The sequence below is a fragment of the Methylophaga sp. OBS4 genome, assembly GCF_026319305.1.
GTDB lineage: Bacteria > Pseudomonadota > Gammaproteobacteria > Nitrosococcales > Methylophagaceae > Methylophaga.
The window spans coordinates 1-12,319 of the sequence record NZ_JAPDMV010000027.1; the positions used below are offsets into that span (position 1 = coordinate 1).

The window sequence follows — 12,319 nt, forward strand, 5'->3', positions numbered from 1 at the left end:
AGAAGATGGTGTGGAGTACCCGTTGGGGCGGTGATACGGTGATGGATTTGTCCACCGGTAAACATATCCACCAGACCCGCGAATGGATTATCCGCAACTCACCGGTACCAATCGGTACCGTACCTTTGTATCAGGCTTTGGAAAAAGTGAACGGGGTGGCCGAAGATCTGACTTGGGAAGTGTTCCGTGACACCTTGATTGAACAAGCCGAGCAGGGTGTTGATTACTTCACTATCCATGCCGGTGTGCGTCTGGCGCATATCCCGCTGACCGTAAATCGTACTACCGGTATCGTGTCGCGTGGCGGTTCGATTATGGCGGCCTGGTGTCTGGCGCATCATGAAGAAAGCTTCCTTTACACGCATTTCGAAGACATCTGCGAAATCATGAAAGCCTATGACGTGTCATTCTCATTGGGGGATGGTCTGCGTCCGGGTTCTCAGGCAGATGCCAATGATGAAGCCCAGTTTGCCGAACTGCGGACTTTGGGTGAGCTGACAGATATTGCCTGGAAACATGATGTACAGGTGATGATTGAAGGCCCGGGCCATGTACCGATGCACAAGATTAAAGAGAATATGGATCTGCAACTGGAAGTGTGCAAAGAAGCGCCGTTCTACACACTTGGCCCACTGGTCACTGATATTGCGCCGGGTTATGACCATATTACTTCCGGTATCGGTGCGGCGATGATCGGTTGGTTTGGCACCGCCATGCTCTGTTATGTAACGCCTAAAGAGCATCTGGGGCTGCCTAATAAAGACGATGTTAAGGTCGGCATTATTACCTACAAGATCGCGGCCCACGCGGCTGATTTGGCGAAAGGGCACCCCGGTGCCCAGATGCGCGATGATGCGATTTCCAAAGCGCGTTTCGAGTTCCGTTGGGAAGATCAGTTCAATCTGGGACTGGATCCGGATACCGCCCGTGAATTCCATGATGAAACCCTGCCGAAACCGAGCGCGAAAGTGGCCCACTTCTGCTCTATGTGCGGTCCGAAATTCTGCTCCATGCGTATTTCACATGATGTGAAAGAAGCCTTCGCAGAAAAATCGGCTGAGTTCAAAGCAGGTGGCAGCAAAATTTATCACCAAGTTTGAGGAAGTAAGAAATGAGTCATTACCTGGTAATTGGGAGTGGTCTGGTCGGGCGGCTGACAGCCTGGCGCTTACTTCAAGACGGCCATGAAGTAGCAATTCTATCCAAGGATGATCGTGAAGGGCGTGATAGTGCCGGTTATGTAGCTGCTGGTATGGTTTCACCTTCGACCGAAGCGGTCGGTTCTGAAGCTTTGGTGAAAACAATTGGGATGCGGTCATACGAGTTATGGCCGCAGTGGTTGGATGATTTGCCTGAACCGGTGTACTACCAGGAAACGGGTACATTAGTGGTTGCTTATGCGGGAGACCAGGCTGAAATGTCACGCTTCCGGCGAAGAGCTGATCACGTACTCGGTGCTTCTGAATATATTGCTTTGGACCATGGTGAATTATCACAGCAGGAGCCTGAACTTGCAGAGACCTTTGACCAGGCAATCTTGTTCGAGCAGGAGGCTAGTCTGAATAACAGACAGTTCTATCGCCACGTCACCGCTTTATTGGAAAAAAACTGTGAATGGTATCAATGTGAAGCGATTGAACAGCTTACTAAGAAGAGCATCGACAGTTTATGCCAACAATATTTTGGCAAATCGGCAGATTATTTTGATGCTGTGATTGATTGTCGCGGTAATGGCGCACGCGCTGATTTGAAACAACTGCGAAGTGTCCGTGGTGAAGTGATACGAGTGCATGCACCAGAGGTTAATCTCAAACATACCGTTCGCTTAATGCATCCACGTTATCCCTTTTATATCGCTCCCCGGCCTGATCATGAATATATACTCGGGGCGACAATGATTGAAAGCGATGATATGTCACCGGTCAGCTTGCGTAGTGGTCTGGAATTGATGTCAGCTTTATATAGCCTGCATAAAGGCTTCGCCGAAGCACGGATTCTGGAAATGTCGGTTCATTGTCGTCCCGGCTTGCCCAATAATCTACCGACTATCAAGCAGACGGATTGGGGATATCACATCAACGGCTTATATCGCCATGGCTACCTGTTCGGGCCAGCCTTGGTTGATGATTTGCTTACTCTGCTGGCAGGCAATAAACAACAAGTTCATTTCGGGGATTTATATGAAGTCTGAGCAGCAGCAATTGATTCAGTTTAACGGCGAATCTGTTGCGATTGACAATAATCAAACGATTGCCGCCTTTCTACAACAACAAAACATTGGTAACAGTCGTTTTGTTGTGGTGATCAATGATGAAGTTGTGCCCAAGTCTCATTGGCCTGAGCGGGAAATTAATCCGGGTGACCAACTCAATATTATCTCACCCATAAGTGGAGGTTAAAATGCAAGCATCTAATTGGCAAGTATATGGCCAGAAACTTTCAAGCCGACTGTTTATTGGTACGGCTTTATATCCGTCTCCGCAAGTCATGATGGATGCGATTCGTGCCTCCAAAGCAGAAGTTATTACTGTGTCTTTGCGTCGACAAACACCCACTCAGTCAAAAAGTGGTGAGCAGTTTTGGCGGATGATTGAGGAGTTGGATCGTCACTTGTTGCCTAACACTGCGGGTTGCTACAGCGTCAAAGAGGCAGTTCAAACAGCTCACATGGCAAGAGAGTTGTTCCAGACAGACTGGATCAAACTGGAAGTGCTAGGTGACAGCTACAACCTGCAACCGGATCCGTTTGCGCTGGTGGAAGCGACCAAAATTCTGATCGAAGATGGTTTTAAGGTATTCCCATACTGCACTGATGATCTGGTGTTGTGTCAGAAACTGGCGGAGCTGGGTTGTGAAGTACTGATGCCCTGGGGGGCACCGATTGGTACAGGGCAAGGGCTGCTCAATCCTTATGCTCTGGAAACATTACGTAAGCGTTTGCCCGATATTGCGTTGCTGATCGATGCCGGTATCGGTAAACCTTCTGATGCGGTGCAGGCTATAGAGCTTGGATATGATGGTATTTTATTGAATACCGCTGTGGCAGAAGCACTGGAACCGGAAAAGATGGCTCATGCTTTTGCCCAGGCGATTAATGCCGGCCGACTGGCGTATGAAGCAGGCGTAATGCCCAAGCGTGATAATGCTAAACCGAGCACACCGACCCTGGATCAACCTATCTGGCAGCAGCATGGTTAAACCGGCAGTTTTATTGATCGGCGGCCTTGATCCCCAGGGTTGTGCCGGGATCACTGCCGATATTGAGGCGGTTAATCATCATAACTGTCATGCTTTACCGCTGATTACAGCGATGACGCAGCAAACTTCGACTGGCTTAACTGAAATGGGTGCGGTCCATCCCACCCAGTTTATGGCTCAGTACCAAAACTGCGTAGTTGATTTTGATATCAAGGCGATCAAGATTGGGCTGGTACCAAACCTGGAGATTGCCCGCTGTATTAAACAGATTCTGCAGCAACATGATGTGCCTGTTGTTATGGACCCGGTATTGGCCAGCAGCAGTGGCGGTGAACGGGTATCAGGTTCGGTGCAGGCGTTTGTCTGTCTGGACTTGCTGGAGCACATTACCTTACTGACACCCAATCTGCCGGAGCTGAATTTACTGACCGGTGTGGCCGGGTCATTGCAACAGGCCGCGGCACAACTTGAACAGTTAGGCCTTAATGCCTGTCTGGTGAAAGGTGGGCATGCTGACAGCAATTATGCCAGCGATTATTTTGTTTCCAGGCAAGCTGCCTTTTATTGCTACCAACGTAAATTTGATGCTCAGGTTCGCGGCACGGGCTGTGTATTGGCTGCTGCGATTGCCAGTCATCTGGCTTGTGGTCAGGATCTGCGTGATGCGGTGGTGCTGGCAAAAGCTTATGTATCACGGGGCATACGCAATGCACAGAAGGCCGGGCCTTACCGTGTGATAGACCACAGCCGCGAAGCGCTGGAGTTAAGAGATTTACCTAAGCTTTGTTATCAGGCCGAGTTGATAGGGCAGTCGTTTCAGTTTCCATCTTGTCCGCAGCGATTGGGGATTTATCCCGTTGTCGACAGCAGTGACTGGGTACAAAAACTGGTCGATCTGGATATCACTACCATTCAATTAAGAATCAAGGATCAGCCGGCGGACAAAATAGAAGCTGAAATCAGTGAAACAGTCAATTATCTCAAAGATAAACAAGTCAGTTTCTTTGTTAACGACCACTGGCAACAGGCGATCGAACATCAGGCTTATGGTGTGCACCTCGGACAGGAAGATCTGCACGATGCTAATCTGCAGGCTATTGCCGAAGCGGGACTGAGATTGGGGGTATCAACGCATTCCTACTGGGAGTTGGCCAGAGCGCTGGCTGTTAATCCGAGTTATATCGCCCTGGGACCGATTTTTGAAACAACCAGCAAGCAGATGCCGTTTTCACCTCAGGGTATTGATCGTTTGCACCAATGGGTAAGGCTGCTGGATTCACATTATCCGCTGGTAGCCATTGGCGGCATCGATCTGGAACGGGTCGAGCAGCTCAAAGACACCGGTGTCGGCTCGGTGGCGATGATTACGGCTATTACCCGGGCAAACGATTATCAGCAGGCGATCCGTTCTCTTCTGGCGTGCTGGCGTTAGCTGATTCGCAAATAATTCACAAGCCCATCTACCGACACCCAAAAGTGGCGAGGCTGATGTGGGCTAGTCCAGCTAACGCTGTTCGGAATTTCCCCATTTGGGTTCGAGTTTGATATCAAGTTTGGGCTCGAACTTTTGCTTGCTCCTGGCATCGGCCAAGTTTTTCATGACTTGCCTGCGATGAATAATGTCATCCTTGTATTTGAGTTCGGCGGTCAATTCTTGTATTTGTTGCCTGAGGGTTTGGTTTTCTTCCTGCAAGGCCGACAACTGCTGTTGCATGGTGACGAAGCCGGCAGCAATTTGCTCGGCGCTTGCTACTGCACTATCGGCTGAAACCGCTACCTGTTCAGATGGTGTCTGTGTACCGTTTGCATCGGGTAAGGCGCGGCTTGCTGTTGACAGCGTCTGGGTTGGTATTTGGGATGCCGCAGCGGCAACCACGGCATTCGTTGCAGAGGTTGTCGGCATGGTGACAAGGGGGGCTTGTGTGTCTTCAGTATCACTCTGGTTAGTTTCATCCTGAACAGCAAGGGGCAGATTATTACTCTCATCCTGTTGTTGCTCGCTGCCTTGAGCAGGAGCTTCAACAGCCTGGCTGTCAGCGATATTTTCCAGCTGCTCGACCGCAACTTGATCTTCTGCCGCAGGGGTATCAGATGAACGGAAAAAGAAAAGCACAGCGGCCAGGGCGATAATCACCACGAGCAAACCGCCGGCTATTGCGATAAGCACCGGTGTGGAAAGGCTCAGTTTTTTCTTTTCACCGCCTTCGTTGTTTTCTTCCGCTTTTGAGTCTGTTTCGGCCATGGCTGTTTTATATCTTTAACCTGTTACGGCTACTTAGAAGTCGTTACGTTGATGAGATAGTTTCTCGTTTGTTGTTGCAATACTGTTATCGTCAGGGGATGGGCAAAAGTTGAATATTTTAACGACTTAGCCGGGAAGCCGGCTGTCAGACAGCCCGTTTGCCTCAGCTGTATTATTGGAGGTGGTTTCGGCTGATTTGGTGTCGCTGTCTTCCTGAACTAACGATACGATGGTCCAGCCTGTCTCCGGTTGCAGTGTTTCGGCAGCGGTAAAGAAACGCAGCCGTTTGCGGGGATTAAATGCAAACAAGGGGGTGACACGACGGCCATGTTGTTGCAGGTAAGCTTCAAATCCAAAATTTTCGGTGAGCTTGGTTTGTTTGATCTTAGCGCCATGTGCTATCAGGCTGGCCAGTTTGGCGTAGGTGATCTCGTTGCCGAACAGGACATGAGAGTCATGACGGATGGCCTTGCGTGATTTGACGTCACTGCGCTCCTTATCTTTTTCCTTATCCGTGGACAAAAAGTAAACATGGTTACGTCCAAACTCTGATTTATAACGCAAACCGGCTAACACGTTCAGTTCACTCTGCGGGGTGAGGGCGAGCACTTGTCCCAGACCAATCAGATCAAGATGGCGGTCGGCATGTTCGGATACCGCATTGCCATAATAGGTATCGAGACCTTCCATACGGGCTGCTTTGACATTGGGCCAGATGCCATCGGTAAGGCGGGTGCGGAAACCGTTTTCATTGAGTGCCCGCGCAATCACGCGTGCCACCGAGTTTGCGCCGATGATCAGAAAACCGCTGTCATCCGGTTCGGCCACGCCCAGCCGCTTGGCCAGGAACTTGGCCGTTGATCCCTCTACCAGCACAGTGCCGATAATAATCGCAAAAGCCAGTGGCACCAGCAGTTCGGCATTTTCCATGCCGATATCCTGCAGCCGCAATGCAAACAGTGCGCTGACCGCCGCTGCAACAATACCGCGCGGACCTATCCAGCTGATCATGGTTTTTTCCTGCCAGCTCAGATCCGAGCCGATGGTAGACAGAAAAACCTTGGTTGGGCGGGCAATAAACTGGATAAACAGAAACAGCAGCACGGCCCCCATACCCAACTGCTGAAACAGGGCGAAATCGAGCCGTGCCGCAAGCAGAATAAACAAGCCGGAGATCAATAGAATACTCAGGTCTTCCTTGAAATCGAGAATGTTCTCGACCGATACATTCGGCATGTTAGCCAGCCAGATACCGAGTACAGTCACAGTCAGCAGGCCGGATTCTTCCGAAAGTTCATTGGACAAAGCAAAAGTGCCAAACACCAAAGCCAGTGTCGCCACATTGTGCAGGTATTCAGGTAGCAGGTGCTTACGCAGAATAAGGCCAAACAGATAACCTGCGATGGCACCGGTAACCAGCCCGATCACGATGGTCTTGCCGAACATATAAACGGTATGGCTGACAGAGGCATGACCTTGCAGTTGAATCGACAGTAATACTTCGAATACCAGTACTGCCAGAATGGCGCCGAGCGGGTCGATCACAATGCCTTCCCAGCGAAGCACGTTGGAGATTTTGGCATTGGGCCGCACTGTCCTGAGCATCGGTACGATGACGGTCGGGCCGGTCACGACCATGATGGCCCCGAACAACAGTGACAAACCCCATGAGAAGTCGAGCAGATAGTGGGTGGCGATGGTGATGGCAAACCAGGTAATGGCGACACCGAACGTCAGGATATTACGCACGACTTTCTGCAGACCCCGAATTTCTTCGAATTTGAGTGTCAGGCTGCCTTCAAACAGAATGACTGCGACAGAGAGCGAGACCAAGGGAAATAACAAATCGCCAAACAGGGCTTCCGGGTCAAGCCAACCGGTCAAAGGGCCGAGTATGATGCCGGCAAGCAGTAACAGGACGATGGCGGGGAGTTTGATCCACCAGGCAAACCACTGACAGAAAATGGCGACCAGGCCGATAACGGAAAGGGCGATAACAGCTTCTTGATGCATGAAAGTCCTTATTGATTAAGCGGCATCAGAACGACATGACAATTTTGCCGTCTCAACGAAGCATAAGTCTAGCGAATAAGGGTAATTTCCGCACGACGGTTTTGGGCACGGCCCATTTGCGTTTTATTGCTGACAATCGGTTTACGATCGACAAAAGATTGGGTATTGATCAGCTGTTCCGGCACTTCACATTGAACAAGAAAGTCCTTGATCGCCATGGCGCGGGCATCCGACAACGGTTCGTTAAGCCGGAGGCGGCCATGATTGTCAGTGTGGCTGGTAACGCGAATTTCCTGAATGCTGTCATCGACCTTGACATAGTTTGCCAGCCGGGTCAGCGCTTTTTGGGCGGCAGCATCGATCTCGGATTTTTCCAGATCGAAATAAACCGTCAGGTATTGCACCTCGTTAAAAGTGTCGGGATACAGATTGCTCAGACATTGCTGAAAAGCAGGCAGCGAGTCGGATAAATGTATGGTAGACAGCATGACACTGATCTCGGACATCGAGGTTTGTGGGCGATAACGTATGACGGGAAATCGTCCTTCCTGCAAATGTGTCAGAGCTTGTTGTGCATACAAACCATCGATAGTGAATTTTTTCTGACCTTTTTGGGTGGAAATTGAGGTTAAAGAGGTGTGTGCTTCACTGTTTTGCCAGGGAGCCGCCGCAATTTCAAATTGCACATGGGTTTGCTCGGCAGGTTGACTGAATGTTGAAAATGTCAGCATCAAAGGACCGCCGTTTCTACGGTAAAACCCCGCTTCGCCGAAACCAGGAATAGGTTGCATCAGTGAACATTCAAGAGGGGACTCGATGATTTGCCAGCGGGTATCGGTCACCGGTGCCTGAAACTGCTCGGCAAAAACGGGGGTGGAGAGGAAAACGGTGAGCAGGGTCGATAGCAGCATGTGAGTTCAGTAAGTTATTAATGAATGAACAGGAAAACGGCTAAGTTGATCGCGGCCTTTGAGTGGAGAAAGCTCCATGACAAACGCACAAGCCACTACCTCGCCACCCAGTTTTTCTACCAGATCGCAGCTGGCGCGGGCGGTGCCTCCCGTAGCCAGAACATCGTCTATCAGCAAAATCTTGTCGCCGGGCTCAATGGCATCGATATGCGCTTCCAGTGAAGCATTACCATATTCCAGTGCATAATCGACCTTTTGAACGTCATACGGCAATTTACCGGGTTTGCGTAACGGGATGAACCCCACGTTCAATTCCCAGGCAGCTAATGAACCGAAAATAAATCCGCGGGCTTCCATACCGGCCACGGCGGTAATTCGGGTATTTTTATAAGGCGCGATCAGCTGGTTAATGCAGCGTCTGAGACTGGCCGGATCCAGCACCAGCGGTGTGATATCTTTGAACAGGATCCCCGGCTGAGGAAAATCAGGAATATCGCGTATTTTGGCTTTGAGGCTTTGCATATAAATCTCATTGAGCGTGAATTGAGTCGCCAGCTATTATATCGGCAGCGACGACCAGGTTTTTAATGCCATCTAAGAATTAATGCTAACAGGTCCTAACCGGAAGGAGATGTTTTGAACACCATAGCCACCTTTATCAAATCAAGTTTTATTGTGATGTGTTGCCTGGCGCTGACGGCCTGTTTCAGTTGGGGCGGCGGCGAAGATGATACGCCTCATTATTATGTGATCGATGTTGATCGCGGTAATGTCGCCAATGAGTTTGCCCGTGACCGGGTCTTGCTGTTGAAGCCGGTGCGCGTCGTTCCGCATTTTGAGAACAAGACCATCGTGTTCCGGGTGGGGGAGAGCGAATATCAATCGCAACCGCCGCACGAACTGTTTTCGGAACCGGAAGATATGTTTACCGCTCAGCTGCGTCGCTGGCTCCAGAAAACCGGTTTATTCAGCCAGGTCGTGATTGATGAATCGATCAAGGCTGATTATGTGCTCGAATCGGCGGTAACCGCTTTGTATGGTGAAAAACGTCAGGCCTATTCGCCACAGGCTGTTGTGGAAATGCAGTTCTTTATGAGTTCAGCCGCGGATGACAAAAACATGCTGTTTCAGACTGGTCTGAGAGTCGATGTCGATATTGAAAAAACCACGCCCGGCACAGTGGTAACAGGGTGGAAACAGGGGCTCGAAGAGCTTCTGGCGACTTTGGAGCAGGATTTAAGCGGATATTTTGCAAAACTTGATGCTAGGTAGCATGACCACGTTTAGCGTGCAGGAAATCGCCGTTAGTGGTAGGATTAATGCTTTGCTGGAAAAGTTTACCCTGTGCGTTATTTGGATGATCTTATAGATGAGTGAAATCGCCTTAGAACTGGATTCGATAGGTATCGAAACTGAAATGAAGAAATCGTACCTGGATTACGCCATGAGCGTTATCGTAGGTCGAGCGCTGCCTGATGTACGTGATGGTCTGAAGCCAGTCCACCGCCGCGTGCTTTACGCGATGCGGGAACTGGGTAACAACTGGAACGGCCCTTACAAAAAATCGGCCCGTATCGTCGGTGACGTCATCGGTAAATACCATCCCCACGGTGATACTGCGGTTTACGACACTATGGTGCGTATGGCGCAGCCATTCTCGATGCGTTACATGCTGGTGGATGGTCAGGGTAACTTCGGTTCCGTGGATGGTGATCCGCCTGCTGCGATGCGTTACACCGAAGTTCGGATGGCGAAAATCGCCCATGAAATGCTCGCCGATCTGGAAAAAGAAACGGTCGATTTCAATCCCAATTACGATGAATCAGAAAGCGAACCATCGGTTCTGCCCGCTAAAATCCCAGCCTTGCTGGTCAACGGTTCATCCGGTATTGCGGTGGGTATGGCGACCAATATCCCGCCACACAACCTGACCGAAGTGCTGAACGCCTGTGTTGCCATGATCGATAATCCCGAGATCGGTACTACTGAACTGATGCAGCATATTCCCGGCCCTGACTTCCCGACCGCGGCTATTATCAACGGCGCCCGTGGTATTGCCGAAGCCTATCAGACCGGACGCGGCCGTGTTCATATCCGCGCGCTGGCCGATATTGAAACCAACGAGGCCACCGGTCAGCAAAGCATCGTAGTTAAAGAACTGCCTTATCAGGTCAATAAGGCAAGACTGCTGGAAAAAATTGCCGAACTGGTCAAAGAAAAGAAAATGGACGGTATTTCTGCCCTGCGTGACGAGTCTGATAAAGACGGCATGCGTATGGTAGTTGTGCTTAAGCGCGGTGAAGTACCGGAAGTAGTGCTGAATAATCTGTATCAGCAAACCCAGATGCAGACCGTATTCGGTATTAATATGGTTGCCATTGTCGATGGTCAGCCGCGGACTTTGAACCTGAAAGATATTCTGGCGGCCTTTATCCGTCACCGCCGTGAAGTAGTCACACGCCGTTCCATCTATGATTTACGTAAAGCGCGTGACCGCGCTCATATCCTGGAAGGTCTGGCGACTGCACTGGCTAATATCGATGAAGTGATTGAGCTGATCAAAGCGTCGCCGAACCCTGCCGAAGCGAAAGAAGGCCTTTTGTCCCGTGGCTGGGCCTCAGATATGATTCTGGATATGCTCGGTGAAGCCGGCGCGGAAGCCTCGCGTCCGGAAGGCCTGGCGGCTGAACTGGGGCTGGTTAATAATCTCTATTATCTTTCTCCTGTTCAGGCGCAGGCGATTCTGGATATGCGTCTGCACCGCCTTACCGGTCTGGAACAGGATAAAATTCTGCAGGAATACCGTGAAGTTCTGGATCTGATCGGTGAATTGCTGGCGATTTTGAGTGATCCGGACAATTTGATGGCGGTCATTCGTGATGAACTGGTCGCTATCAAAACCGAATACGGCGATGACCGCCGCACGGAAATTCTCACTAATCATCTGGATTTGACGCTGGAAGATCTGATTACTGAAGAAGAAATGGTCGTGACCCTGTCGCATGCCGGTTATGCTAAAACCCAGCAGTTGGATACCTATCAGGCACAACGGCGTGGTGGTAAAGGGAAAGCAGCTACTTCGATGAAAGATGAAGACTTTATCGAACATCTGTTTATCGCCAATACCCACGATACCTTATTGTGTTTCTCCAGTGCCGGTAAGGTTTACTGGAAAAAAGTCTATGAATTGCCGCAAGGCGGACGCACCGCCCGTGGCAAACCGATTGTAAATCTGCTGCCGCTGGATGAAGGCGAGAAGATTAATGCGGTGATGCCGATCCGTGAGTTTGAGGCTGACAAGTTTATCTTTATGGCCACCGCTTCCGGCACCGTGAAAAAAACGCCGCTGGTTGATTATTCACGACCACGTGCTAACGGCATTATCGCGGTAGATCTGAAAGAAGGCGATCAACTGGTCGGTGTTGCGGTGACTGATGGGTATTCGGATGTCATGTTGTTCAGTTCCAATGGTAAGGTCATTCGTTTCCCTGAGACTGATGTGCGCTCCATGGGCCGTGTTTCACGCGGTGTCAGAGGCATGCGCCTTGCTGATAAAGAAAGAATCATTTCGCTGATTATTGCTCAGGAAGAAGGGGCGATTCTGACGGCCACTGAGTTTGGTTTCGGTAAACGTACTAATCTGGCCGAATACCGTGTTCAGGGACGTGGTGGCCAGGGTATTATTTCCATCCAGACTTCAGCCCGTAACGGCAATGTTGTAGGGGCGGTACAGGTTTGTGATGAAGATCAAATCATGCTGATTACCAACGGCGGCACGCTGGTGCGCACCCCGGTAAAACATGTATCTCTGGTCGGTCGTAATACCCAGGGCGTGAAATTAATCAACCTGAGCAATGATGAAAAATTGGTGGGTGTGGAACGTGTCATCGAAGAAGAAGATGAAGAGGATGCGGAACTACCGGTTGTTGACAGCGATACAACGACAGAAGCGTAA

General features: G+C 50.3%; 11 protein-coding genes. 7 read left to right on the forward strand and 4 right to left on the reverse strand.

Annotated elements, in window-relative coordinates:
* From thiC to thiE, 5 genes are all read left to right on the forward strand, one after another.
* Positions 1-1,100 (forward strand): phosphomethylpyrimidine synthase ThiC (gene thiC, locus OMP95_RS09395; RefSeq protein ID WP_266328150.1); only part of this gene is annotated, 1,100 nt, incomplete at its 5' end.
* Between the two features lie 11 nt (positions 1,101-1,111).
* Positions 1,112-2,191: an FAD-dependent oxidoreductase gene (locus OMP95_RS09400; protein WP_266328152.1), complete on the forward strand. Its 1,080-nt coding sequence runs from the start codon at positions 1,112-1,114 to the stop codon at positions 2,189-2,191.
* Positions 2,181-2,399: a sulfur carrier protein ThiS gene (gene thiS / locus OMP95_RS09405; protein WP_266328154.1), complete on the forward strand. Its 219-nt coding sequence runs from the start codon at positions 2,181-2,183 to the stop codon at positions 2,397-2,399. Before OMP95_RS09400 ends, thiS begins: the two co-directional genes overlap by 11 nt.
* Before the next feature lies 1 nt (position 2,400).
* Positions 2,401-3,198, forward strand: coding sequence for a thiazole synthase (locus OMP95_RS09410; protein WP_266328156.1), 798 nt, complete (start codon positions 2,401-2,403; stop codon positions 3,196-3,198).
* Entirely contained in the window at positions 3,191-4,630 is a 1,440-nt protein-coding gene (thiE, locus tag OMP95_RS09415; protein WP_266328158.1) for a thiamine phosphate synthase, read from the forward strand. Before OMP95_RS09410 ends, thiE begins: the two co-directional genes overlap by 8 nt.
* 72 nt (positions 4,631-4,702) lie before the next feature.
* On the opposite strand, the gene OMP95_RS09420 is transcribed toward thiE, so the two are convergent.
* The 4 genes from OMP95_RS09420 to OMP95_RS09435 all read right to left on the reverse strand — a co-directional run bounded on the left by OMP95_RS09420 (position 4,703) and on the right by OMP95_RS09435 (position 8,886).
* Complete coding sequence (locus OMP95_RS09420) at positions 4,703-5,440, reverse strand: hypothetical protein (protein WP_266328160.1); 738 nt, start codon at positions 5,438-5,440, stop codon at positions 4,703-4,705.
* Between the two features lie 126 nt (positions 5,441-5,566).
* Positions 5,567-7,453 (reverse strand): cation:proton antiporter, encoded by a 1,887-nt coding sequence (locus OMP95_RS09425; protein WP_266328162.1) that lies wholly within the window; start codon positions 7,451-7,453, stop codon positions 5,567-5,569.
* A 68-nt stretch (positions 7,454-7,521) separates the two neighbouring features.
* Positions 7,522-8,364, reverse strand: coding sequence for a flagellar protein MotY (locus tag OMP95_RS09430; protein ID WP_266328164.1), 843 nt, complete (start codon positions 8,362-8,364; stop codon positions 7,522-7,524).
* A gap of 6 nt (positions 8,365-8,370) precedes the next feature.
* A complete protein-coding gene (locus tag OMP95_RS09435) occupies positions 8,371-8,886 on the reverse strand; it encodes an adenine phosphoribosyltransferase (RefSeq protein WP_416234645.1) in 516 nt (171 codons plus the stop codon).
* Between the two features lie 114 nt (positions 8,887-9,000).
* Here OMP95_RS09435 and OMP95_RS09440 point away from each other — a divergent pair, with 114 nt between their 5' ends.
* Complete coding sequence (locus tag OMP95_RS09440) at positions 9,001-9,636, forward strand: ABC-type transport auxiliary lipoprotein family protein (protein ID WP_266328166.1); 636 nt, start codon at positions 9,001-9,003, stop codon at positions 9,634-9,636.
* A 97-nt stretch (positions 9,637-9,733) separates the two neighbouring features.
* Positions 9,734-12,319, forward strand: a complete 2,586-nt coding sequence (gene gyrA, locus OMP95_RS09445) for a DNA gyrase subunit A (protein ID WP_266328168.1) — start codon at positions 9,734-9,736, stop codon at positions 12,317-12,319.

Excerpts from the sequence above, each read along its gene's own strand:
- OMP95_RS09400 (WP_266328152.1), top strand. The coding sequence starts at position 1,112 with ATGAGTCATTACCTGGTAATTGGGAGTGGTCTGGTCGGGCGGCTGACA.
- thiS (WP_266328154.1), top strand. The coding sequence starts at position 2,181 with ATGAAGTCTGAGCAGCAGCAATTGATTCAGTTTAACGGCGAATCTGTT.
- OMP95_RS09410 (WP_266328156.1), top strand. The coding sequence starts at position 2,401 with ATGCAAGCATCTAATTGGCAAGTATATGGCCAGAAACTTTCAAGCCGA.
- thiE (WP_266328158.1), top strand. The coding sequence starts at position 3,191 with ATGGTTAAACCGGCAGTTTTATTGATCGGCGGCCTTGATCCCCAGGGT.
- OMP95_RS09420 (WP_266328160.1), bottom strand. The coding sequence starts at position 5,440 with ATGGCCGAAACAGACTCAAAAGCGGAAGAAAACAACGAAGGCGGTGAA.
- OMP95_RS09425 (WP_266328162.1), bottom strand. The coding sequence starts at position 7,453 with ATGCATCAAGAAGCTGTTATCGCCCTTTCCGTTATCGGCCTGGTCGCC.
- OMP95_RS09430 (WP_266328164.1), bottom strand. The coding sequence starts at position 8,364 with ATGCTGCTATCGACCCTGCTCACCGTTTTCCTCTCCACCCCCGTTTTT.
- OMP95_RS09435 (WP_416234645.1), bottom strand. The coding sequence starts at position 8,886 with ATGCAAAGCCTCAAAGCCAAAATACGCGATATTCCTGATTTTCCTCAG.
- gyrA (WP_266328168.1), top strand. The coding sequence starts at position 9,734 with ATGAGTGAAATCGCCTTAGAACTGGATTCGATAGGTATCGAAACTGAA.